This window comes from Leisingera caerulea DSM 24564 (assembly GCF_000473325.1).
In the GTDB taxonomy this organism is placed as follows: domain Bacteria; phylum Pseudomonadota; class Alphaproteobacteria; order Rhodobacterales; family Rhodobacteraceae; genus Leisingera; species Leisingera caerulea.
Genome location: NZ_KI421513.1, coordinates 335223 through 358216, shown reverse-complemented (window position 1 = coordinate 358216; position 22994 = coordinate 335223). Strand labels below are relative to the sequence as shown.

Here is a 22994-nt window from a genome sequence, read left to right as displayed (position 1 = left end):
TCTTGCGGCGAAGATGTAACGGGGCTCAAGCCATGAGCCGAAGCCGAGGATGCACATAGTGCATGGTAGCAGAGCGTAGTGTGACATAGTCTCATTCCTCCTTAACTCCTTCGGGAGTATTGGAGGAGAGAGGCTTTCGATGAAGCCGGGGCGTGAGCCATCCGGTGGAGAGATCACTAGCGAGAATGATGACATGAGTAGCGACAAAGAGTGTGAGAGACACTCTCGCCGAAAGTCCAAGGGTTCCTGCTTAAAGCTAATCTGAGCAGGGTAAGCCGGCCCCTAAGCCGAGGCCGAAAGGCGTAGGCGATGGGAACTAGGTTAATATTCCTAGGCCAGGAGGATGTGACGGATTGTGAAGGTAGTTCAGTCTTATCGGATTGACTGGGCTGCTGATCAGTCCCTGGAAATAGCCCTCCGTCAGACCGTACCCTAAACCGACACAGGTGGACTGGTAGAGAATACCAAGGCGCTTGAGAGAACGATGTTGAAGGAACTCGGCAAAATACCTCCGTAAGTTCGCGAGAAGGAGGCCCGGGTTCAAGGCAACTTGGATCCGGGGGCACAAACCAGGGGGTGGCGACTGTTTATTAAAAACACAGGGCTCTGCGAAGCCGCAAGGCGACGTATAGGGTCTGACGCCTGCCCGGTGCCTGAAGGTTAAAAGGAGGGGTGAGAGCTCCGAATTGAAGCCCAGGTAAACGGCGGCCGTAACTATAACGGTCCTAAGGTAGCGAAATTCCTTGTCGGGTAAGTTCCGACCTGCACGAATGGCGTAACGACTTCCCCGCTGTCTCCAACATCGACTCAGCGAAATTGAATTGCCTGTCAAGATGCAGGCTTCCCGCGGTTAGACGGAAAGACCCCGTGCACCTTTACTACAGCTTCGCACTGGCATCAGGATTGTGATGTGCAGGATAGGTGGTAGGCATCGAAGCCGGAACGCAAGTTCCGGTGGAGCCTCCCTTGAGATACCACCCTTCGCACTCTTGATGTCTAACCGCGGTCCGTTATCCGGATCCGGGACCCTGCGTGGCGGGTAGTTTGACTGGGGCGGTCGCCTCCTAAAGAGTAACGGAGGCGCGCGAAGGTTGGCTCAGAGCGGTCGGAAATCGCTCGTTGAGTGCAATGGCAGAAGCCAGCCTGACTGCAAGACTGACAAGTCGAGCAGAGACGAAAGTCGGCCATAGTGATCCGGTGGTCCCGCGTGGAAGGGCCATCGCTCAACGGATAAAAGGTACGCCGGGGATAACAGGCTGATACTGCCCAAGAGTCCATATCGACGGCAGTGTTTGGCACCTCGATGTCGGCTCATCTCATCCTGGGGCTGGAGCAGGTCCCAAGGGTACGGCTGTTCGCCGTTTAAAGAGGTACGTGAGCTGGGTTTAGAACGTCGTGAGACAGTTCGGTCCCTATCTGCCGTGGGTGCAGGATACTTGAGAGGAGTTGCCCCTAGTACGAGAGGACCGGGGTGAACGATCCACTGGTGGACCAGTTGTTATGCCAATAGCAGTGCTGGGTAGCTATGATCGGACAGGATAACCGCTGAAGGCATCTAAGCGGGAAGCCCCCCTCAAAACAAGGTATCCCTGAGGGCCGTGGAAGACCACCACGCCGATAGGCCGGAGGTGTAAGCGCAGCAATGCGTTCAGCTGACCGGTACTAATCGCCCGATAGGCTTGATTTGATCCAGTAACAGACAGTGTTACTCGAACCAAATAAAGCAAACCATCCAAAACAAAAAACTTGGACAAACGTTGATTGTATTGCCTTCCGCTTGTGGAAACGTCCTGTGACGTAACTCAGGTGCGGCAACGCGCATTTGCTTTGCAAATACGCTGCCTGCCGCTAACCGAGAAAAATCCACCTGCCGAAGGCATCTGGATTTTTCTCGGTTTGGTGGCCACAGCACAAGTGAAACACCCGGTCCCATCCCGAACCCGGAAGTTAAGCACTGTCGCGCCGATGGTACTTGGGCTCAAGCCCTGGGAGAGTAGGTCACCGCCAAACCTAGTAAAATCCAAATAACTCTCTTAAACGATGCCCAAAACAAAACCGCCGCTGCACATAACGCAAGCGGCGGTTTTGCGTTAAAAACACAAAAACCAGCCCAAGCGCCGCCCGCAAACACGGCCTCCGGGGCTGACGCGGGTGAGATGCGCGGCGGAAGCGGTGCCGCTGCGGGCTGTTCCGCCCAATATGCGGCAAAAACCTTGCGGAAAACGGCGGCCGGGCGCTTTGAGGTAGGGGTTTGTTAGAGACTGCCTTCTAAAACAGGTCGGCAATAGACCTGCAATAAAGGCTCTGCAAACATGCCCCGAATACCCGCTTTTCTCTACCGTCTGCCCGTCCGTATCTATTCGCTGGCCGTGCTCGCGCTTGGATTGACGGCCGTGCTTACCTTCCTGATGCTGAACCAGGCTGTGAACAACGCCTACGAGATGCGCTACAAGGAATTGCACAATGTCACCGACGCGGCGGTCAGCCTGCTGCGCGATCTGGATGAAGGAACCCGGACCGGGCGGTTCACGCCGGAACAGGCCCGCGACATTGGCCGCGAGCGGCTGACTGCGCTGCGGTTTGGCGAGTCCGGCTATGTGTTTGTCTTTGACCATGATCTGGTGGTTCAGGCGCATCCCACGGTGCCTGACTGGGTCGGCACCAACCAGGGCGGCTACGAGGATGTGACCGGCATCAAGGTGTTCCAGGAACTGGAGAAGATCGCGGCCTCCAAAGGGGCGGGCGAGCTGACATATTACTTCAAAAAGCCGAACTCTGAGGTGATCGAGGCCAAGATCGGTTATGTCCAGGCTTTCGAGCCGTTCGGCTGGATTGTTGGCACCGGCGCCTATGTCTCTGATATCGAAGCGGATGTGGCGGCCATGCGCAACAAGTCGCTGGCGGTGCTTGGCGGCGGCCTGCTGCTGCTGGCTGTGGCAGCTTTCTTCATCACCCGCAGCGTGACCAGGCCTCTGACCGGTTTGAAGAACCGGATGACGGCTCTGGCGGACGGGGACACCGATAGCGGCATTCCCTCCTCCGGCGCGCGCAACGAGCTGGGTGAAATCGCCCGGGCTGTGGATGTGTTCCGCCAGGCGCTGATCCGCCAGAAAGACATGGAGCAGGAGCAGCAGGCGCTTGACGCCACCCGCAGCGGCGTGGTGGAGGCGCTCAGCAGCAAGCTGTCGGACCTGTCGCACGGCGACCTGACCGCCCAGATCACTGAAACCTTCCCTGCCGAATACGAGCAGTTGCGCCGGGACTTCAACAGCACCGCGCAGACCCTCAGCCAGACCGTGGAGCAGGTGATCGCCGCGGCTGACAGCATCCGCAGCGGCGCCGGCGAGATCAGCCAGGCGTCTGATGACCTGTCGCACCGCACCGAGAGCCAGGCTGCCACCCTGGAAGAGACCGCGGCGGCGCTGGATGAGCTGACCGCCTCGGTGAAATCCGCCGCCGAGGGCGCCCGCAGCGTCGAGGCGACGATGGAAGACGCCAAGCGCGAAGCGGAAACCAGCGGCGAGGTGGTGCAAAGCGCGGTGTCTGCCATGACCGAGATCGAGCAGTCCTCCAACCAGATTTCCCAGATCATCGGCGTGATTGACGATATCGCATTCCAGACCAATCTGCTGGCGCTGAACGCAGGCGTCGAGGCGGCGAGAGCCGGCGAAGCGGGCCGCGGGTTTGCGGTGGTTGCCTCGGAAGTGCGGGCGCTGGCGCAGCGGTCGTCGGATGCCGCGATGGAGATCAAGACCCTGATCAGCAACAGTTCCGGCCAGGTTGAGCGCGGCGTGGAGCTGGTTGGAAAGGCGGGCGAGGCGCTGCAAAGCATCGTGTCGCAGGTCAACCACATCTCCGAGCTGGTGTCCGGCATCGCCGAAGGGGCGGCGGAGCAGTCCACCGGTCTGGCCGAGATCAACACGGGCGTAACCCAGCTGGACCAGGTCACCCAGCAGAACGCCGCCATGGTGGAGCAATCCACTGCTGCCGGTCAGCTGCTGAAGGAAGATGCCACCCGGCTGACCGGGCTGGTCGCCCACTTCAAGATCCCCGGCACCCGTGCGGCGGCTCCGGCACAGGCCGCAGCTGTCCCAGCCCAGCCCGCCGCGGCGCCTGTGCCGACCGCGCATGGCGCCAGCGACTGGGATATGGAGGCGACGCCGCAGCCGCCCGTGGTCTCCAATGGCAATGCCGCCAGGGACCTGTGGCAGGATTTTTGATCCAGCCTCATAGCCTGAAATGAAAAACGCCCGGGGGATGCCCCCGGGCGTTTTCTGTTTGGATCGGCAGGGAACGGATCAACCGATGATCGCGTTCAGCGTCGCGCTGGGGCGCATCACCTTGGCTTTCAGCTCAGCGCTCGGGTTGTAGTAGCCACCGATGTCGGCTGCGCCGCCCTGTGCGGCCGCCAGTTCGCTGATGATCTGCTCTTCCTTCGCGCCAAGCTCCTCCGCGATGGGGGCGAAATGCGCCGCCAGCTCCGCGTCGTCGGTCTGCGCTGCCAGCGCCTCGGCCCAGTAGCGGGCAAACCAGTAGTGGCTGTCGCGGTTGTCCGGCTCACCCACCTTGCGCGAGGGCGAGCGGTTGTTGTCGAGGATGCCTTGGGTGGCGTCCTCAGCCGCGGCGCCCAGCACGCCGGCCTTGGCATTGCCTTTGCTGTCGGCGAGGAAGTTCAGCGATTCCCCCAGCGCGCAGAATTCACCCATCGAATCCCAGCGCAGGTGGTTTTCCTCGACCAGCTGCTGCACGTGCTTGGGCGCGGAACCGCCGGCACCGGTCTCGAACAGGCCGCCGCCGTTCATCAGCTTGACGATCGACAGCATCTTGGCCGACGTGCCCAGTTCCAGGATCGGGAACAGGTCGGTCAGGTAGTCGCGCAGCACGTTGCCGGTGATGGCGATGCTGTCCTCGCCCTTGGTGATGGTTTCGAGGCTCTGGCGGGTCGCTTCGCGCGGCGCCAGGATCTGGAACTTGTCCGCAACGCCGGCCTCTTCAAGCGCGGGCTTCACGTATTTGATCAGCTCGGCGTCATGGGCGCGGTTTTCGTCCAGCCAGAAGATCGCCTCGGAACCGGTCAGACGCTGACGGTCCAGCGCCAGCTGGATCCAGTTCTCGATCGGCGCCTTCTTGACGGTGCAGGAGCGCCAGATGTCGCCCGCTTCAACCTCGTGGCTGTGCAGGGTATCGCCATTGGCCAGAACCACCCGGATGGTGCCGTCCGCGGGCGCCTCGAAGGTGGTGGGGTGGGAGCCGTATTCCTCGGCCTTCTGCGCCATCAGGCCGACATTGGCGACGGCGCCGGCGGTGGACGGGTCCAGCGCGCCGTTTTCCTTGAAGAACTTGATGCTTTCGTCATAGACCGGCGCATAGCAGTTGTCGGGGATCACGCAGTTGGTGTCGCCCTTGTTGCCATTCTCGTCCCAGCCCTTGCCGCCAGCGCGGATCACCGCGGGCATCGAGGCGTCGATGATCACGTCGGAAGGCACGTGCAGGTTGGTGATGCCCTTGTCGCTGTCGACCATGTACATGGAGGGGCGCTCGGCGCGCACGGCGTCGATTGCCGCCATGATTTCCGGGTTGTCCTTGACCCGGTTCAGGAGGTCGCCGAGGCCGGAGTTCGGGTCAACGCCCAGGGCCTCCAGCTGCGGGCCGAACTGCTCGAACACCGGCGCCAGCCACGCCTTGACCGCGTGGCCGAAGATGATCGGGTCGGAGACCTTCATCATGGTGGCCTTGAGGTGCAGCGAGAACATGGTGCCGTCTGCCTTGGTGTCCTCAATAGCGTCTTTCAGAAAGGCCGACAGCGCCTTGGCGGACATGAAGGTCGCGTCGGCCACGGTGCCTTCTTCCAGCGTCCAGCTGTCCTTCAGCACGGTGACAGCGCCGTCCTTGCCCACGAACTCGATCTTCGCGTCACCCGCCTGCGCGGCGGTGATGGTCGCAGATTTTTCGTTGGCATAGAAGTCGTTGCCCGGCATCGACGACACTTTGGTCTTGCTGTCTGCCGACCAGGATCCCATCGAATGCGGGTTCTTCTGGGCAAAGTTCTTGACCGGCTTGGCGGCGCGGCGGTCGGAGTTGCCTTCGCGCAGGACCGGGTTCACCGCCGAGCCCTTGATGGCGTCGTAGCGGGCGCGGATGGCTTTTTCTTCGTCGGTCTTGGGCTCTTCCGGGTAGTTCGGAATGTCATAGCCCTGGCCCTGCAGCTCGGTGACGGCGGCCACCAGCTGCGGCACCGAGGCGGAGATGTTGGGCAGCTTGATCACGTTGGCGTCCGGGGTCTTCACCAGCTCGCCCAGCTCTGCCAGGTCGTCGCTCTGGCGCTGCTCTTCGGTCAGGTTTTCCGGGAAGGCGGCGAGGATGCGGCCCGCCAGCGAAATGTCCTTGGTGCCGACAGAGACACCGGCGGCGGCGGCGAACTTGCGGATGATCGGCAGGAAAGATGCCGAGGCCAGTTCGGGCGCTTCGTCTACAATGGTATACAATATGTCCGGGGTTTGATTTTCTGCCATGTTCCACAACCTTTCAGCGATCTCGGAGGCTTTGATGTCGTCAGCGCAGCGGGGCCGCGCCGGTTTGGGTAATCCGGTGCTGCCGAAGCGGGGCCCGGGAATCCGGGCCGGAACCGGCTTTGGCAGCCATAGGCACGGCCCTCATGTAGAACACCATTGCTGCGGGTGCAATGGTTTGGCGTATCTGCCGCCCGCGCAGATTGCCGCGGCGGGGCTGAAGGGGGCAGGGGAGGGGTGCTGTTCCACTTGGCCTTACGGCCAGTTCACCCCGGGATATTCGGGGCAGGAGGAAGAAGGGGATTATTCGCGCAGCTCGTCCGGGGCGACGCCCCAAAGCTTTTTCTTGGGGGCCCAGCCGCTGTAGCCCCCGGCCGAGATCTCGCACCAGGCGGGTTCGCATTCGCCAAGCCGGGCGACCACACCCAGTTCAAAGGCGGCAGTGACCGGGGCGCGGGTATCGGGGCGGGAGTGGACCGTCAGCATGTCCTCCTCGACCAGCACGGTGCGCACGCCAGAGAGCAGCGCGTAATGCACCCATCCGCCGGCGCCGTCGCGGTCCTGCACCCGGCGCCAGTGGCCGTATTCCGCGGTGATCTCCAGCGGCATGCCGCGGCGTTTGAACACCCAGTCGATTTTGTGTGTGAGCGACGGGCCGCGGCGCACATTGCCCTTGGCGGCCTTCATCGAGACATAGCGGGGCAGGGGGAGGTTGGTGACAGGCCCGCGGGATTCGGCAGCACAGGCTGCGCCTGCCAGGGCCAGGGATACCGCTGCTGCCGCCAGATGGCGGATGGCCATTGCCGCTTGTCTCACTGCCTGATCGCCTCTTCTTGCCCGGCCAGGTTGGGCCCAGCCTCTTGTTCCGGTCTTCTACCCGTCTTCTGCTGCCCCCGGCCGCGGCGGTAAAATACCGGCTTGCGGGCGAGGGAATGCGCTTGGGTTCTTGTGCCTCTTCGCATCCTGCGCCACGATGCCATGGAGGCGTGCGGAATGAAAAGCCCAAGGGAGAGCACAAGTGCCAAGAGACCGACTGAGTGTTGTCGTTACGCGACGGTTGCCGGAACCTGTGGAGACCCGGCTGAGCGAGCTGTTTGATGTGCGTCTGCGCGAGGATGACACACCGATGACCCGGACCGAACTGGCCGCGGCGCTGAAGGATGCCGATGTGCTGGTGCCCACCGTCACCGACACCATTGACGCAGGCCTTCTGGGCCAGGCGGGTGACCGGCTGAAACTGATTGCCAATTACGGCGCGGGAGTGGATCACATTGATGTCGCCACAGCCCGCCAGCGCGGCATTCTGGTATCCAACACGCCCGGCGTGCTGACCGATGACACCGCCGACATGGCGATGGCGCTGATCATGGCGGTGGTGCGCCGGATGCCCGAGGGGCTGACCGTGATGCAGAAGGGCGACTGGCAGGGCTGGGCGCCGACCGCGTTTCTGGGCGGGCGCATTGCCGGGCGCCGTCTGGGCATCCTTGGCATGGGCCGGATCGGCCAGGCGGTGGCCAAACGGGCCGCTGCCTTTGGCATGCAGATCCATTACCACAACCGCCGCCGTCTGCGCCCCGAGATCGAGGAGCAGCTGGAAGCCACCTATTGGGAGAGCCTCGACCAGATGGTGGCGCGGATGGATGTGATCTCGGTCAATTGCCCGTCGACGCCCTCCACCTTCCACCTGATGAACGCCCGCCGCCTGAAGCTGTTGAAGCCCTCGGCAGTGATCGTGAACACCTCGCGCGGCGAGGTGATCGACGAAATGGCGCTGACCCGGATGCTGCGCACCGGTGAAATCGCGGGCGCGGGCCTCGACGTCTATGAACACGGTACCGACATCAACCCGCGGCTGCGCGAGCTGCCCAATGTGGTGCTGCTGCCGCATATGGGCTCGGCCACCGTCGAGGGCCGGATCGAGATGGGGGAAAAGGTGCTGCTGAACATCAAAACCTTCGAGGACGGCCACCGTCCGCCGGATCAGGTGGTGCCGTCGATGCTGTAAGCGCGCAGTCTGCGTGGCTGGAAATTTTAGGGAGGACTTTCATGAAGTATCTGGTTCTGGCCACTGCCGCGCTTGCCGCGGGATCCGCCGCCGCGCAGGAAGCTGCCGATGAAGTCGCACCCGAAGGCGCAACTGCCGGCACGTTCGAGGCGATTTCGCCGGAGGTGGCCGCCGCGCTGGAGGCCAAGGCCGCTGGCAGCCCGGTGGAGGCGGACAATTGGATGGTTGCCGCCGCCAACCCGCATGCGGTGGAGGCAGGCGCCAAGGTTTTGCGCGCGGGCGGCACCGCCGCGGATGCAATGGTGGCAGTGCAGGCCGTGCTTGGGCTGGTGGAGCCGCAATCCTCAGGCCTTGGGGGCGGCGCGTTTCTGGTCTGGTATGATGCCGCCACCGGCGAGGTGACGACGCTGGACGGGCGCGAGACCGCACCGCTGGCTGCGATGCCGACGCTGTTCCAGGATGAAGACGGCGAGCCGCTGCAGTTTTTTGACGCGGTTGTCGGCGGCCGCTCTGTCGGCACGCCGGGCACCCCTGCGCTTATGGAGGCGGCGCACCGCCGCTGGGGGCAGGCCAACTGGCCGTCGCTGTTTGAACCGGCGATCACGCTTGCCGAAGAGGGCTTTGCCGTCTCGCCGCGCCTGGCCGGGCTGGTGGAGCGCGATGCTGAGCGGCTGGCGCGATTCCCGGCCACCGCCGCCTATTTCCTGCCGCAGGGTGAGCCGGTCCAGGAAGGAGCAACGCTGCTGAACCCGGACTATGCCGGCACCCTTAGGGCGCTGGCGCAGGAGGGAAGCGGGGCGTTTTACGTCGGCTCCATCGCCGCAGAGATCGTTCACGCCGTCACCGCTGCTGAGGGCAACCCGGGGGTGCTGTCGGCCACCGATCTTGCGCTTTATCACGTCAAGGAGCGCCCGGCGGTCTGTGTTGCCTACCGCGATTTCGAGGCTTGCGGGATGGGGCCGCCGTCCTCCGGCGCGCTGACCGTGGGGCAGATCCTGGGGATGCTGAGCTCCTATGACCTGGCCGCGCTGGGGTCGGAAAGCGCTGAGGCCTGGCGGCTGATCGGCGATGCCTCCCGCCTCGCCTTTGCCGACCGGGGCCGTTACATGGCCGACAGTGATTTTGTGCCGGTGCCCACCCACGGGCTGGTGGCCGCGGATTACCTGGCCGCGCGGGCAGAGCTGCTGCAAGGCGATGATGCGCTGCCGGAGACAGCGCCGGGATCGCCCGAGTTCGACCATGCAGGCCTGATTCCTGAATTGGCCGATGACGAGTCGATCGAGCTGCCCTCGACCTCTCACATCTCCATCGTGGACCAGGCGGGCAATGTCTTGTCGATGACCACCACGATTGAAAACGCCTTTGGCTCGCGGCTGATGGCGGCGGGTTTCCTGCTGAACAACGAGCTGACCGATTTCTCGTTCCGGACTCATGCCAATGGCGTCCCGATTGCCAACCGGCTGGAGCCGGGCAAGCGGCCGCGCTCCTCTATGGCGCCCACGATTGTGCTGCGCGACGGCAAGCCGGTGCTGGCCATCGGCTCCCCCGGCGGCAGCCGCATCATCGGTTATGTGGCGAAAACCATCATTGCCTGGGCCGATTGGGGCCTGAATATCCAGGAGGCGCTGGCGCTGCCGCATCTGGTCAACCGGTTCGGCACCTATGACCTGGAGGCCGGCACCAGTGCCGAGGATTTGTCAGAGGCGCTGACAGAGCTGGGCTATGAGGTGAACGCCCGCGACCTGACCTCCGGCCTGCACGCGATTGAGATCGGCGAGGGGCTGAAGGGCGCCGCGGATCCGCGGCGCGAGGGGATTGCCCTGGGCGGTTAAGGGCGTGCTGCCTGGCCCCGCCGGCCGGGCCTACGGGGTTCTGGGTATTGCTGAACGCCGGCGGCAGGGCGTAGGTTAACAAGTGAATTTTTCTGGGGGAGACCGATCATGGTGCAAGCCACCTCATTGCCGCGCAACGAGGCCGGTATCGAGGCCGCAATCGAAACACTGCAACAGCGTTTCGGCAGCCAGCTGCAAACCGGACAGGCAATCTGCGAGCAGCACGGCCACACCACCACCTGGATCGTCAACCAGGCGCCCGATGCGGTGGTGTTCCCCACCTCCACCGAAGAGGTGTCGGAGATCGTCGCGGTCTGCGCCGAATACGGCGTGCCGGTCATCCCCTTCGGCACCGGCACCTCGCTGGAGGGTCATGTGAACGCCCCGGCCGGCGGCATCTGCATCGACATGATGCGGATGGACCAGATTATGGCGGTGCATGCCGAGGATCTGGACGTTGTGGTACAGCCCGGCGTCACCCGCGAGCAGCTCAACACCTACCTGCGCGACCAGGGCCTGTTCTTCCCGATCGACCCCGGCGCCAATGCATCGCTCGGCGGCATGGCGGCGACGCGGGCGTCCGGAACCAATGCGGTGCGCTATGGCACCATGAAGGACAACGTGCTCAGCCTGGAGGCCGTGATGGCCGACGGCGGCGTGATCCGCACCGCACAGCGGGCCAAGAAATCCTCCGCCGGCTATGACCTGACCCGGCTTCTGGTCGGCAGCGAGGGCACCCTGGGCCTGATCACCGAACTGACCCTGAAACTGCAGGGCATCCCCGAGGCGATCCGCTCCGCCCGCTGTTCGTTCCGCACCGTGGATGAGGCCTGCCGCGCGGTGATGATGACCATCCAGTACGGCATCCCGGTCGCCCGGATCGAGCTGCTGGACGCGCTCAGTGTGCGCGCCGCCAATGCCTATTCCGGGCTGGACCTGCCGGAAACGCCCCTTCTGCTCTTGGAGTTCCACGGCTCGGATGCGGGCGTGGTGGAACAGACGGACATGTTCGCCTCCATCGCCGAAGAGTTCGGCGGCTTTGACATCGCCGCCACCTCGACGCCGGAGGAGCGCAACAAGCTGTGGCAGGCACGCCATGACATGTACTGGGCCAGCCTGCAGCTGCGCCCCGGTGCCAAGGGGATCTCCACCGATGTCTGCGTGCCGATCTCCAGACTGGCGGAATGCGTCGGCGCCGCGCGGGACAAGGCGGAGGGCATGGGGCTGATGGCGCCGATCGTCGGCCATGTGGGCGACGGCAACTTCCACGCGCTGCTGCTGATCGACATGGACAGCGAAATCGAGCGCCGGAAGGCGGATGAGTTTGTCGGCTGGCTCAATGACCTGGCAATTTCGATGGAGGGCACCTGCACCGGCGAACACGGCATCGGTCAGGGCAAGCGCCCGTATCTGCAAAAGGAGCTGGGCCCGGCAACCCGCTATATGGCGGCGGTCAAGGCGGCCCTGGACCCGGATAACATCATGAACCCGGGCAAGATCCTGGAGATGTAAGGTGCAACCGCCCGCCAGCGGACCGCTCCGGGCCGGCAGCGGGATTTGAGTATTTGGGGAAAGATGAAAACACCGGCCTCGCGCCTTCATCTTTCCAGAAATACTCACTGCGCAGCGGCTGCTGCGCACACACCGCCCTGGGGGTTGCGCCCCCGGCGCACGCCCGCCTCACTGCATCTTAAGCCCCGGGTGCCATACTGTTTCCTGATCGCGGTCACTGCCGGGCCTGACACCCCCGGCATCATGGAACAGGGCCCTTGGCACGGGCACGCAAAGACGACGTTCAGCGTGCGGGAGTACCCTCCCGTCCCGCCTCCGCCCCTTGGCGGCGCCGCCATTCCTTACCGCTGAAGCTCAGCACACAGGGATCAGCACAGGTTGATCAGTAACGCAGACCGCAGCAGCAGCCGGCAGGGCAGGGGTCCTGGCCGGACTGAACCGCATGCATCGCACTCTCCCCCGAAAAGCCGGAAAGCTGCCGCAATTCTGCGCCAGGTCCTGAACTGGGATGTCAGCAAAGCATTCCTGCGGAAACGGAGAGCGGCATGGCACTGAAGAAAGCAATGGGCATCCTGGTGCTCAGCACCCAGGCCGTTATCGGCTATGACTACCATATCCAGACCCGGGATGCGGGCCTCAGCTGGGGCGATCTCAGCGCCACCGATTACGGCACCATCGTGCAGGAGCGCTTTGCCCGCGCCCGGACCCGGGACACCGTCCGCGCGGCTGCGCAGCAGGACGGGCAGGGGCTGTCACTTTGGGGCGAGGCAGCCAGCTACGGCAAGCGTCTGCTTACAGGCGGCCCCTCTGGCGGCGAGCAGGTCGCAGAGGTGCAGAACGGGGAGGAGGCACCGCCGCCCGTTTGCATCCGCCGCGGCAATGTGGCGGACTGCTGACAGGGGACGCGGCAGTTTGATTCAGGACCGTCAGGGGGCGTCAGCCCCCTTTTTGCTGCGCGGTAAAACGCCTTTACCGTCAAAACTGCTGCCAGAATCCGGTATGCTGTGGCGCGCAAGGTCGGTTTTGGCTGTTTTTGCGTCGGCCTGATTTTGCGCGGATTTCAATGCGCGGGCATAACCGCATGCAAGAATCTCACAAAGCTGGAGAGCGGGAGAATGAAAACCCAAGTCAAAGCACTTGTTGTCGGCGGCGGCGCCATCGGCACCTCGATTGCCTATCACCTGGCCAAGGCCGGCTGGGAGGACGTCATGCTGATCGAGCGTGACGAGCTGACCTCCGGCTCGACCTGGCACGCAGCCGGCCTGCTGCCGCTGTTCAACATGTCTTATGCGACAACCCACATCCACAAGTACTCGGTCGATTTCTACAAGACCCTGGAAGAGGAAACCGGCCTGAACGCAGGTTTCGCCGTGGTGGGCAACCTGCGCATGGCGCAGACCCAGGAGCGCATGGACGAGTACATGCTCTATGCCTCCACCGCGGAAACCTGCGACGTGCCGTATGAGTTCCTGACCCCGGACGAGATCAAGGCCCGCTGGCCGCTGATCAACACCGAGGACCTGAAGGGCGCGCTGTACCACCACACCGACGGCTACATCAACCCGGCCGACGTGACCCAGGCGATGGCCAAGGGCGCCCGTCAGCGCGGCGTCGACATCGTCCGCAAGATGCAGGCCGATGATTTCCACTGGAACGGCACCCACTGGGAAGTCACTTGCACCAAGATGGTGGAGCAGGGCGGCAACCTGGTCGAGTCCGACGAGAAGGTGGTGATCACTGCCGAGCACGTCGTGACCGCCTCCGGCAACCACGCGCAGCGCACCGCCAAGATGCTGGGCATCAAGATGCCGGCGATCCCGGTCGAGCACCAGTTCATCGTTACCGACGTTGATCCGGCGCTGCAGAAGTACCGCGAGGAAGGCAACCCGGAGCACCCGGTGATCCGCGACGCCGACGCACAGTCCTATGTGCGCGAAGAGCGCGGTGGCTGGATCCTGGGTGTTTATGAAAAGCACGCGCCGGCCTGCTTTGAATACGGCGTACCGGACAGCTTCCGCGCCGACCTGTTCCCGCTCGATCTGGAGCGGATCGAAGAGCAGTACATGGCGATGATCCACCGGATGCCCTCCTGCGAGGAGTCGGGCCTCAAGGACGATTTCAACGGCCCGATCTGCTATACCCCGGACGGCAACCCGCTGGTCGGCCCGGCGCCGGGCCTGCGCAACATGTGGCTGGCGGAAGGCTTCTCCTTTGGCATCACCGCCGCAGGCGGCACCGGCTACTACCTGGCGCAGATGATGGTGGACGGCGAGGCCGAGATCGACATGGCGTCGCTCGACCCCAAGCGCTACAGCCAGAACTGGATGACCACCGAGTTCGCGGCTCGCAAGAACGAAGAGTGCTACGACCACGTCTACATCCTGCACCACCCGGACGAAGAGCGCCCGGCAGCCCGCCCGCTGCGCACCGCTCCGGCCTACGACCGCCAGAAGGCCCGCGGCGCCCAGTTCGGCTGGGTCAACGGCTGGGAGCGTCCGAACTACTACGGGCCCCTGGACGCGCCGGAGAACTTCGACCACGACGCCCGCTCCTTCCGCCGCGGCGGCTGGTGGCAGTATGCCGTGGACGAGGCGAAAGCCGTGCGCGAAGGCGTTGGCCTGATCGACGCAACCGCCTTTACCAAGCATGTCGTCAAAGGCCCCGGTGCGACGCAGTTCCTGGACTGGTTCACCTGCAACAAGCTGCCCAAGGTCGGCCGTATCAACCTGACCTACGCGCTGACCGCATTCGGCACCACCCGCACCGAATACACCATCGTGCGCAACGGCGAGAACAACTATTACCTGGTCTCCGCCGGTGCCTGGACCGAGTATGACGCGGACTTCCTGCGCAAGGCCGCCGAAGACAAGATGGCAGAGTTCGGTTACATCGAGATCCAGGATGTGACCACCCAGTGGGGCGTTTTTGCCATCGCAGGGCCCAAGTCGCGCGACGTTCTGAAAGAGGTGATCAAGGACGCAGATCCGGAAACCGCCCTGTCGAACAAGCGCTTTCCCTGGCTGTCTGCCAAGCAGATCGAACTGGGCATGTGCCCCGTGAACGCGATCCGCGTGGCCTACACCGGTGAACTGGGCTGGGAACTGCATCACCCGATCGAGATGCAGAACTACCTGTTCGACCTGCTGGAAAAAGCGGGCGAGAAGCACGGCATGAAGCTGGTCGGCGCGCGCGCCCAGAACTGGCTGCGCCAGGAGAAATCCTACCGTGCCTTCGGCAACGAACTGGGCCGCGACGCGACCCCTCTGGAAGCCGACCTGCCGCGCTTTGTCGACCTGGAGAAGGACTTCCACGGCAAGGACAAGCTGGTCGAAACCGGCGTCCGCGTGAAGTGCTGCACCCTGCTGATCGACGGTCCGTCGGACGCCGATCCCTGGGGCCGCGAAGCGCTTTACACCGAAGACGGCACCCGTGTGGGCCGCCTGACCTCCGGCGGCTACTCGGTGGCCTTCGAGAAATCCATCGGCATGGGCTATGTGAAGCCTGAGCACGCGGTGGAAGGCACCAAGCTGAAGGTCAAGATGCAGGACAAGCTGTGGGATGCGGTCGTGACCTGCGACAGCCCCTACGATCCGAAGAACGAAACCATCCGCCAGAACGGCTAAGGCCAGGCGGAAGAGACAAGGAAGCCCCGGCCAATGTGCCGGGGCTTTTTTTTGGGGTGGCTGGCGCGCGAAAAGGGACTTGAACAAAGCCCTGGTATGCCGTCAGCATTCGGGCATGGATTATCCGCCTTGGCTCCCGCAGCCCGTCAACACGCATCAAGGCAGGCTGCTGGCCATAGCCCGCTGCGTTCATCAGCTGCACTACCGGGAAGTGCACCATCTGGAAAAAGGCCGCGTGAGGACCTTCGACAATTTGTGTGTTGGGCCTCTGCAGCTGGCTGCCGAGGTGCTGCACCGCTCGGGGTTCACAGTGTATTCGGACGAAATTCAGAGATTCAGCTCATTTGTCTGCGATCCTGCGGATTTTGAGACCGTCGCAAAAGCCAAGGCAGCGCGGGACCTCGACAGGGAGCTTGTAAGGACGGCGGTTATCCGTCTCAGCGAAGAAGGGTTCGGAGCGACAGAAGAAATAGACTGGCTCGCCCGGCAGCTCCGCGCGGAGGGCTGATCCGAACCCCTGCTGGACTTCCTCCTATACTGTTGCAGTCGAGAGGCAGGTGCTCGCCCGGCGGCTCCGCCTTGGTTCCGGGCGAAGAGAAGGTGCGCGCCTGCAGCCCCTTGTTGACGCCGCCCGCCCGCCGCTTCACTGTCCCGGGTTCAAGACACCAAAGCGGGACACGCAAGCACGATGGGCGACGACTGGAACGATTACGCGGACGGCTGGGACGGCAACAGCGATGTCCGCACCTATGCCACACGGGCCTTTGCCGCGCTGGACACAGAGACCGGCATCACCGGTGGCGGCTGGCAGGACAAGCGGGTGCTTGATTTCGGCTGCGGCACCGGGCTCTTGAGCGAAAAGCTGGCGCCGCATGTGAAGGAGGTGGTCGCCGCCGACACCTCGGACCGGATGATCGCGGTGCTGCAGGGCAAGGCGCTGCCCAATGTCCGGGCGCTGCATGCGGACATTCTGGATGGCAGCGGACAGGACGCCGGGGAGGGGCTCGGCGGATTTGACATGATCTGCGCCTCCTCCGTCTGCGGTTTCCTGCCGGACTATAAAAGCGCGGTTGCGGCGCTGGCGAAGCGGCTGAACAGCGGCGGACTGTTCGTGCAATGGGATTGGCTGGCCTCGGAGGAGGGCGGCTCCGGGCTGACTGAGCAGCAGGTGAGAGACGCGCTGCGGGATGCGGGCCTTGGGTCGATCCGGGTGGCACATGCCTTCACAATGGACGCCGGCGGCCAGTCGATGCCGGTTCTGATGGGGTCGGGTCTCCGCGCTGCGGATTGACCCTCTGCCCGCTGCGGCAACAGGCACCGGTCGGGGCGCCCCGGGGATCTCCCGCCCGTCCCCGTCCGGATATGAAATCCGAAGGATCCCGTTGGGCCGGGCAGGCCGCGCCGCAGGCGCGGCCTGCCCGGCCCGCGGAGCGGCGCGCAACGCGCGGCGCAATCCCTCATTGCGGGCGCGCCTGATGCCTTTGCACCGCCGGCGCAGCGGCGGCCGGGGCTTAGCGGCAGGAATTTTCTGGGGTTTTCAGGAACTTTCCTGCCCGGTGCCCGTTCTCCTTATGAACGAACCAGAAAAGGAGAATGCACCATGAAACGCATCGCAATGATCGCCCTGGCTGCTGGTATGGCCGCTGCGCCCGCTCTTGCAGAAACCGCTATGGACACCAAGGATCTGATCCGCACCCGCGATATCACCGGCGGTGACATTTACACCCTGAACGGCCCGATGGACGAAGACACCTGGGGCAACTGGGAAGCTGACGGCGTTGGCCCGGACTGGAACGACATCGGTGAAATCGAAGACATCATCCTGGACCGCAATGGCATGATGAAGGGCGTTGTGGCCGAGGTTGGCGGCTTCCTGGATGTCGGCGACAAGCACGTGATGATCCCGGTGGAAGACATGCGTCTGGCCCCGGTCGATGACAAGCGCTACGTGATCGTCACCCGCTATACCGAAGAGCAGCTGGAAGAACTGCCGTCGGTCGACGAAGGCTGGTGGGACTAACCGCACCATTGTTTTATTGAGGGGCCATCAGGCCCCTCATTTTCTTTGCGGAAGGCTGTCCCGGTGTACGCGGGTCAGTCTTTCGCCGTTTCCGCCAGTTCCATATGCCCCCAGCCGCGCGACAGCACCTGGCGCAGGATCGGTTCGAAGAATTCCAGCGGCTTGGTGGGATACTCCGGGTCAAAGGCGCATTGGTCGTACTTTTCGCAGAAATACCGGCAGTCCTCCCAATAGGGGCTGTCGCGGTATTTGTCCCGCGCGTTGCGGTCGCCGCCGAAGTGGTGGTTGTAATAGAAGCCCTGAAACACGCAGTGATGCTTGAGGATCCAATAGGTCTTCTCGCTGACATAGGGCTTCATCATCGCCGCCGACAGCTCGCCGTGATTGTAGGGCGACAGGATGTCGCCGGTGTCATGCACCAGCGCCGCCACGATGATCTCGTCATCGGCGCCGTCCTCCCAGGCGCGGGTCGCAGCCTGCAGGCTGTGCTGGTAGCGGTTCACCGGGTACGGGGTCCAGTCCTCGTCCAGTGAGCGGATGGCATCGAGGATCCGGTCGGGCAGGGCGGCGTTATAGGCCTCCTCGTATTTTTCCACCGCGGCCCAGTCTTCGGGCGTGGCTTCGGTGAAACTGGTCCAGGTGGGCTTGTGGCTTTTGTCCAGCATTGGCGCGGTCCTTTGGTTGATCTGCTGGCAGACTAACGAGTCCCGGGTGAGCAGGAAAACGAATTGATTTGCTCAGACTGATTGGGAATATTGATCAACATGCAGATCAATTCTTTCGAGACCTTCCTGGCGATTGAGGTCACCGGCAGCTTTCACGGCGCGGCGCGGGTGCTGAATGTCGCCCAGACCACGGTCAGCGCCCGCATCAAGGCGCTGGAGGACCGCCTGGGCGTGGCGCTGTTTGAGCGCGGGCCCGGCGGCACCCGGCTCAGCGAGGCGGGGCGTCAGTTCATGCCATATGCTGAGCAGATGGTGCGGACCTGGGAGTTCGTCTCCGGCGATCTGAAGGCGAGCCTGGCCGGGCGGGTGCCTTTGCGGCTGGGGGCGCAGCTGTCGGTCTGGGATCCGGTGCTGGTGGATGTTGCGGTCTGGCTGGAGGCGGAGCAGGGCACGGTGCCGTTCACGCTGAACTATGACCACGCGATGAATATGGGCGAGGCGGTGGCGCGGCGGCTGCTGGACCTGGCGATCGTCAACGAGGTGCCCGCGGGCAGCGGTCTGGCGGCGGAGGAGCTGCCGCCGGAGCGGCTGGTGCTGGTGTCAGACCAGCCGCTGCGGCTGGGCCGCGATGCGCTGCCCTTGTTCATCAACCTGGAATTCGGCAGCGAGTACGACGCCCAGCTGCGTGATGTTCTGCCCCGCCGCAGCCGTCAGCACATCGTTCTGGGCAATGCGCTGATGGGTCTGCGCTACCTGATGAAGCGGGGCGGCATGGGGTATTTTCCAGCCTATATGGCGGCAGAGGCGCTGGCGGCGGGGCAGATCCACGCTGTGGAGGCAGCGCCAGAGATCAACCTGGGCTGCAAGGCACTGTACCTGCCGGACAATCCGGGCCTGCCCCATATCCGCCAGGCGCTGCAGGGGCTGCATGCGGTGCGGGCTGCCGGATAGGGGCAAAATTCCAACCCGGAATTTTAGCTGGAAAAAGCGTGTTTACCGGCCCGAAGTCCGCGCCGGGCTTCAGCGGGTCAGCTGGTCGAAACACTCCATCGCCTTGGCCGCATACATCATCGCCGGGCCGCCGCCCATCTGGATCGACATCGCCAGCACATCCCCGACCTCGGCGCGGCTGGCGCCTGCCTTGACCAGCGCCTCCACATGCAGGCCGATGCAATCCTCGCAGCGCAGCGCCACCGCGATGCCCAGGGCAACGAATTCTTTCTGCTTGAATTCCAGGACACCGCCCTGTTTCACCGCCTTGCCAAGCGCGCCAAATGCCTGGGCGGTTTCCGGGATCGCCCCGTTCAGATTGCGCAGGCCCTTGCGGGTCCCGTCCAGTTTCTCGTGCCAGTCCATCTGCTGTTCCCTCAATAATACATTCGGATTATTGAAGGTGTATGGGCGGCGGGGTCGCGCAGCTTTGATCCAGGTCAGATGGCCGGTTTTTCCGCGATTAGCGCCAGGTTGTTAGCGGGCATCTCCACCGCGTGCAGCAGCTCCAGCCCGGCGCCGTGCAGCCAATCGATGACGTCGAAGTCGTCCTTGTAGCCGATCTCTGGGTCATGGGCGGAGAGCGCCGCGTGAAACGCCCGGTCGCCGTCGCTGGTCAGCTCACCGCCGCGCAAGAAGGGGCCGTAGAGCACGAAGCGTCCGCCGGGGGCGAGGGCGGCGGCGGCCTCGCGGATCAGGGCGCGGGCCTCGTCTTCGCTGATCAGGTGCAGCAGGTTCACCAGCACAATCAGATCCTGGCCGGGATGCGCTGCGCCCCAGCCGGGGGCGGTGGCGTCGAGCTGCACCGGCGGAAGGATGTTCCTGAGGCCGCTCTCTTCGGCATAGGCCCGGATGCTGTCAAGCCGGACCTCCTCCACCTCGCTGGGCTGCCATGTCAGGCCGGGCAGCCGGGCGGCATAGGCCGCCGCGTGCTGGCCAGTGCCGCTGGCCAGTTCCAGCGCGCGGCCCGTGGCGGGGGCCACCTCTGCCAGCAGATCGCACAGCACGCCGCTGTTGCGGGCGGCGGCGGGGGCAAACAGCTTGCCGTCCTCCGGTGCCGCCACCGAGGCCGCACCGGGAACCGGGCGCACCGGCATCAGCGCAGCCGGGCGGGCGACAGGGCCGCCACCGTGTCCGCATCCAGCACCGGCGCGCGGCCCGCCACCAGGTCGGCAATCAGCTGCGAGGCGGCGGGTGCGGTCATGATGCCATAGCCGCCCTGGCCTGCGCACCAGATGAAATCGGGCTGATCCGGATCCGGACCCAGCACCAGGGTGCCGTCGCGGACAAAGCTGCGCAGCCCGGCAAAGTTGCTTTCGACCCGGGTGACCGGCTCGGTCACCATTTCCTCATAGCGCGCCAGCCCCTCGGCCAGCACCATGTCGTCGGCATAGGCGTCATGCGGGTCCACCAGGCCGGTGTCCGCGGGGGAAACCAGCAGCTTGCCTGCATCGGGCTTGGCGTACCAAGTCTCGCCCACGCCCAGCAGCATCGGCCAGCCGCTGACATCATGGCCGCCAGGCGCCGGCAGCCGCGCCATCGAACGCCGTTTGGGCTGCAGGCCGATCGCTGCCACCCCGGCCAGCGCCGCGACCTGATCCGCCCAGGCGCCCGCGGCGTTGACAAGCTGACGGGCCTGATAGGTCTGGCCGCCCGCGGTGACCTCCCAGCCGTCTTGGATACGGGTGATGGCTGTCACCGGCGCCTTGGTCACGGTCCGGCCGTCCGCGGCGCGCAAGGCCTTGGCGAAATCCTGCAGCATCCGGTCGGTGTCGATATCCTCTGCCGCGCCGCTTATGGCGGTATAGCCGACGGTCCCGGGGTTCAGGATCGGCACCATGGCCAGGGCCTCCTCCAGCTCCAGCGTGGCCATGCCCAGTTCATCCACATCGCGGGCAAAACCGGCGCCATCGTCCTTGGCCCCGACCAGCATCAGCCCGCGCGGCGACAGGTAGCCGTTCTCGCGCAGGTAGGCGGCGCTGGCGCGGTTCAGGTCGATGGTGGGGCCGTGGCCGTAATTTTCCTCAAACAGCGCGGCAGAGCGGCCGGAGGAATGGTAGCCAAGCGCGTCCTCCATCTCCAGGAGGGTGACGCTGCCCAGGTCCGCAAGCCGGGCGGCGGCGCTGATGCCGGCCATACCGCCGCCGATGACGATGAAATCCTGCATGGGTCTAATCCTGTTCTTCCAGCCGGTCAGTCGCGGGCGCAGGCCGCGGGCTGAAGGCTTCGATTATATTATAAAGCTCTGCGTCCATTTCAAAATCCAGCGCTGCCAGCGAGGGCTGCAGCTGCTGCACGCTGCGGGCGGAGATGATCGGCATCGGAAACGCAGGGTGCGCCGCGGCCCAGGCCACGGCCAGTGTGGCCGGATCGGTGCCGCGCTCCGCCGCGAGGGCCGACAGGCGCTGGGCGGCTGCATGCATGTACTCAGCGCCGTAGCGGGCGCGGTAGCGGTCGTCTTCTGTGATGCGGCCGCTGCCGCCGCCGGCATATTTGCCGGTCAGGAGCCCGCCGCCCAAGGGGGAGTAGGGGGCCACGGCGATGCCCTGGTCGGCGCACATCGGCAGGATCTCGACCTCAGCCTGGCGTTTCACCAGCGAATACATCGGCTGCAGGATGTCCACGCCGGTGCCGGAGGCCAGCGCCGCCATCTGCGCCTTCATCACCTGCCAGGCGGCAAAGTTTGACAGGCCAACGTAGCGGATCACCCCCTCGTCCTTGAGCGCGGCGAAACAGTCCGTGGTTTCGCGCAGGTCGGTGTCCGGGTCGAACCGGTGCAGATAAAACACGTCGACCGTATCAAGCCCCAGACGGCGGCGGCTTTCATCCAGCTGGGCGCGCAGGTTGGCAGCCCCCGCGCCGCCGGTGTAGCCCGCCTTGGTGGCGATCAGCAGCTGGTCGCGGTCGTCCTTGATCAGGCGGCCCAGGATCTGTTCCGACCGGCCATCGGTATAGACCCAGGCGGTGTCGAAGTGATTGATCCCGGCGGCGCGGCAGGCGGCATACATCCGGGCCGATTGCGTCTCATCGGCGCGGCCGCCGAACTGCATGGTGCCAAAGGCGAAACGGCTGGCCGGGGCGCCGTCGGGGGCGGTCAGAATCTTGCGTGCGGTCTGGGTCATGGCGCGGAGCTTGGCACAGGGGGGCAAGCAGGGAAAGGCGGTTTCCGCGGTCTGCCGCAACCCGTGAGCAGTGCCATAATCCGGCCCGGTTTCCTTGCCATGATAGCCGGTGCAGCGGAACGGAGAGGGAAAGTGAAACAGTTTCTGATGATCGGGGCAGCGGCCCTGCTGGCAGCCTGCGCGGCGCCGGAAAAGCCGGATTACTGGTCGGCAACCCGCACCGGCTATGGCGCGCAGCCGGCGGCCGGGGTTGAGACCGGCGGGCCGGATTACCGGACAGCGGCCCTGGCAGAGGCGGGATACTATACCAGCGCCATGCGCCCGGGCCTGCACAAGACCCGCACCGGCGCGCCCTGGCTGGTCTTTCATTCCGCAAGCTACCAGGGCGGTGGCCAGCCGCAGGCCGGCCGGGCTGCAGCGCAGTCAGCCATGGCTTATTCCAGCTCGAAATGGAAATCCCCCTATGCGGCTCAGACCGGTTTGGGGGAGGCCAGGACCCGTTTCCGGATCGTGACTGTGGATGGCAGCAGTTTTGCCGTGCTGAACAAGATCCGGTTGCCGCTGAAGCATCTCTTTGCCTCCGACAGGGAGCAGCTGGAGAAGCTGACCGAATATGCGGCGCAGCTGGCCGGCTGCACGGTGACCGGTCCGGCGCTGGTGCGGCGGGTCGACGGCGCCGCGCAAAAGCTGGCGGCGCCGGTTGTCTGCTCCTGACC

The 22994-nt window shown here is 64.4% G+C and carries 18 protein-coding genes and 2 rRNA genes (1 of these 20 only partly in view); 13 read left to right on the top strand and 7 right to left on the bottom strand.

Annotated elements, in window-relative coordinates; translation table 11 throughout:
* The 3 genes from CAER_RS0108885 to CAER_RS0108875 all read left to right on the top strand — a co-directional run.
* Positions 1-1687: ribosomal RNA gene (locus CAER_RS0108885) — 23S ribosomal RNA — on the top strand (it extends 1141 nt beyond the left edge of the window).
* A gap of 208 nt (positions 1688-1895) precedes the next feature.
* Positions 1896-2010 (top strand): 5S ribosomal RNA (gene rrf, locus CAER_RS0108880).
* A gap of 302 nt (positions 2011-2312) precedes the next feature.
* Positions 2313-4220: a methyl-accepting chemotaxis protein gene (locus CAER_RS0108875; protein ID WP_245597344.1), complete on the top strand. Its 1908-nt coding sequence runs from the start codon at positions 2313-2315 to the stop codon at positions 4218-4220.
* A gap of 78 nt (positions 4221-4298) precedes the next feature.
* Here CAER_RS0108875 and CAER_RS0108870 read toward each other — a convergent pair whose 3' ends face one another.
* Together CAER_RS0108870 and CAER_RS0108865 are read right to left on the bottom strand one after the other, a co-directional pair.
* Entirely contained in the window at positions 4299-6512 is a 2214-nt protein-coding gene (locus tag CAER_RS0108870; protein ID WP_027235019.1) for an NADP-dependent isocitrate dehydrogenase, read from the bottom strand.
* A gap of 300 nt (positions 6513-6812) precedes the next feature.
* The gene (locus CAER_RS0108865) at positions 6813-7310 is read right to left on the bottom strand and encodes an SH3 domain-containing protein (protein WP_027235018.1); all 498 of its coding nucleotides are present in this window, start codon (positions 7308-7310) and stop codon (positions 6813-6815) included.
* A 217-nt stretch (positions 7311-7527) separates the two neighbouring features.
* Here CAER_RS0108865 and CAER_RS0108860 point away from each other — a divergent pair, with 217 nt between their 5' ends.
* From CAER_RS0108860 to CAER_RS0108825, 8 genes are all read left to right on the top strand, one after another.
* A complete protein-coding gene (locus tag CAER_RS0108860; protein ID WP_027235017.1) occupies positions 7528-8514 on the top strand; it encodes a 2-hydroxyacid dehydrogenase in 987 nt (328 codons plus the stop codon).
* A gap of 41 nt (positions 8515-8555) precedes the next feature.
* Entirely contained in the window at positions 8556-10346 is a 1791-nt protein-coding gene (gene ggt / locus CAER_RS0108855; RefSeq protein ID WP_027235016.1) for a gamma-glutamyltransferase, read from the top strand.
* Between the two features lie 108 nt (positions 10347-10454).
* Positions 10455-11858: an FAD-binding oxidoreductase gene (locus tag CAER_RS0108850; RefSeq protein WP_027235015.1), complete on the top strand. Its 1404-nt coding sequence runs from the start codon at positions 10455-10457 to the stop codon at positions 11856-11858.
* A 545-nt stretch (positions 11859-12403) separates the two neighbouring features.
* Complete coding sequence (locus CAER_RS0108845) at positions 12404-12754, top strand: hypothetical protein (protein WP_027235014.1); 351 nt, start codon at positions 12404-12406, stop codon at positions 12752-12754.
* A gap of 219 nt (positions 12755-12973) precedes the next feature.
* Positions 12974-15481, top strand: coding sequence for a GcvT family protein (locus tag CAER_RS0108840; protein ID WP_027235013.1), 2508 nt, complete (start codon positions 12974-12976; stop codon positions 15479-15481).
* A gap of 115 nt (positions 15482-15596) precedes the next feature.
* Positions 15597-15989, top strand: a complete 393-nt coding sequence (locus CAER_RS0108835; RefSeq protein ID WP_027235012.1) for a hypothetical protein — start codon at positions 15597-15599, stop codon at positions 15987-15989.
* Positions 15990-16169: 180 nt separating this feature from the next.
* Positions 16170-16772, top strand: coding sequence for a class I SAM-dependent DNA methyltransferase (locus tag CAER_RS0108830; RefSeq protein WP_027235011.1), 603 nt, complete (start codon positions 16170-16172; stop codon positions 16770-16772).
* A gap of 309 nt (positions 16773-17081) precedes the next feature.
* Positions 17082-17501 (top strand): PRC-barrel domain-containing protein, encoded by a 420-nt coding sequence (locus CAER_RS0108825; protein ID WP_027235010.1) that lies wholly within the window; start codon positions 17082-17084, stop codon positions 17499-17501.
* 74 nt (positions 17502-17575) lie between these two features.
* Here CAER_RS0108825 and CAER_RS0108820 read toward each other — a convergent pair whose 3' ends face one another.
* Positions 17576-18166, bottom strand: a complete 591-nt coding sequence (locus tag CAER_RS0108820; protein WP_027235009.1) for an HD domain-containing protein — start codon at positions 18164-18166, stop codon at positions 17576-17578.
* 99 nt (positions 18167-18265) lie between these two features.
* On the opposite strand from CAER_RS0108820, the gene CAER_RS0108815 reads away from it, so the two are divergent.
* A complete protein-coding gene (locus tag CAER_RS0108815; RefSeq protein WP_245597343.1) occupies positions 18266-19117 on the top strand; it encodes a LysR family transcriptional regulator in 852 nt (283 codons plus the stop codon).
* A 69-nt stretch (positions 19118-19186) separates the two neighbouring features.
* On the opposite strand, the gene CAER_RS0108810 is transcribed toward CAER_RS0108815, so the two are convergent.
* The 4 genes from CAER_RS0108810 to CAER_RS0108795 form a co-directional block, all read right to left on the bottom strand.
* A complete protein-coding gene (locus tag CAER_RS0108810; protein WP_027235007.1) occupies positions 19187-19522 on the bottom strand; it encodes a carboxymuconolactone decarboxylase family protein in 336 nt (111 codons plus the stop codon).
* A gap of 74 nt (positions 19523-19596) precedes the next feature.
* Entirely contained in the window at positions 19597-20253 is a 657-nt protein-coding gene (locus CAER_RS0108805; RefSeq protein WP_027235006.1) for a DUF938 domain-containing protein, read from the bottom strand.
* On the bottom strand, positions 20253-21323 hold the full coding sequence (locus CAER_RS0108800; RefSeq protein ID WP_027235005.1) for an NAD(P)/FAD-dependent oxidoreductase: 1071 nt from the start codon (positions 21321-21323) through the stop codon (positions 20253-20255). Before CAER_RS0108800 ends, CAER_RS0108805 begins: the two co-directional genes overlap by 1 nt.
* Positions 21324-21327: 4 nt before the next feature.
* Positions 21328-22278, bottom strand: a complete 951-nt coding sequence (locus tag CAER_RS0108795; protein WP_027235004.1) for an aldo/keto reductase — start codon at positions 22276-22278, stop codon at positions 21328-21330.
* A 132-nt stretch (positions 22279-22410) separates the two neighbouring features.
* Here CAER_RS0108795 and CAER_RS0108790 point away from each other — a divergent pair, with 132 nt between their 5' ends.
* Positions 22411-22992, top strand: a complete 582-nt coding sequence (locus CAER_RS0108790) for a hypothetical protein (protein WP_027235003.1) — start codon at positions 22411-22413, stop codon at positions 22990-22992.
* Positions 22993-22994: the final 2 nt, after the last annotated feature.

Excerpts from the sequence above, each read along its gene's own strand:
- CAER_RS0108875 (WP_245597344.1), top strand. The coding sequence starts at position 2,313 with ATGCCCCGAATACCCGCTTTTCTCTACCGTCTGCCCGTCCGTATCTAT.
- CAER_RS0108870 (WP_027235019.1), bottom strand. The coding sequence starts at position 6,512 with ATGGCAGAAAATCAAACCCCGGACATATTGTATACCATTGTAGACGAA.
- CAER_RS0108865 (WP_027235018.1), bottom strand. The coding sequence starts at position 7,310 with ATGGCCATCCGCCATCTGGCGGCAGCAGCGGTATCCCTGGCCCTGGCA.
- ggt (WP_027235016.1), top strand. The coding sequence starts at position 8,556 with ATGAAGTATCTGGTTCTGGCCACTGCCGCGCTTGCCGCGGGATCCGCC.
- CAER_RS0108850 (WP_027235015.1), top strand. The coding sequence starts at position 10,455 with ATGGTGCAAGCCACCTCATTGCCGCGCAACGAGGCCGGTATCGAGGCC.
- CAER_RS0108845 (WP_027235014.1), top strand. The coding sequence starts at position 12,404 with ATGGCACTGAAGAAAGCAATGGGCATCCTGGTGCTCAGCACCCAGGCC.
- CAER_RS0108840 (WP_027235013.1), top strand. The coding sequence starts at position 12,974 with ATGAAAACCCAAGTCAAAGCACTTGTTGTCGGCGGCGGCGCCATCGGC.
- CAER_RS0108835 (WP_027235012.1), top strand. The coding sequence starts at position 15,597 with ATGGATTATCCGCCTTGGCTCCCGCAGCCCGTCAACACGCATCAAGGC.
- CAER_RS0108830 (WP_027235011.1), top strand. The coding sequence starts at position 16,170 with ATGGGCGACGACTGGAACGATTACGCGGACGGCTGGGACGGCAACAGC.
- CAER_RS0108825 (WP_027235010.1), top strand. The coding sequence starts at position 17,082 with ATGAAACGCATCGCAATGATCGCCCTGGCTGCTGGTATGGCCGCTGCG.
- CAER_RS0108820 (WP_027235009.1), bottom strand. The coding sequence starts at position 18,166 with ATGCTGGACAAAAGCCACAAGCCCACCTGGACCAGTTTCACCGAAGCC.
- CAER_RS0108815 (WP_245597343.1), top strand. The coding sequence starts at position 18,266 with ATGCAGATCAATTCTTTCGAGACCTTCCTGGCGATTGAGGTCACCGGC.
- CAER_RS0108810 (WP_027235007.1), bottom strand. The coding sequence starts at position 19,522 with ATGGACTGGCACGAGAAACTGGACGGGACCCGCAAGGGCCTGCGCAAT.
- CAER_RS0108805 (WP_027235006.1), bottom strand. The coding sequence starts at position 20,253 with ATGCCGGTGCGCCCGGTTCCCGGTGCGGCCTCGGTGGCGGCACCGGAG.
- CAER_RS0108800 (WP_027235005.1), bottom strand. The coding sequence starts at position 21,323 with ATGCAGGATTTCATCGTCATCGGCGGCGGTATGGCCGGCATCAGCGCC.
- CAER_RS0108795 (WP_027235004.1), bottom strand. The coding sequence starts at position 22,278 with ATGACCCAGACCGCACGCAAGATTCTGACCGCCCCCGACGGCGCCCCG.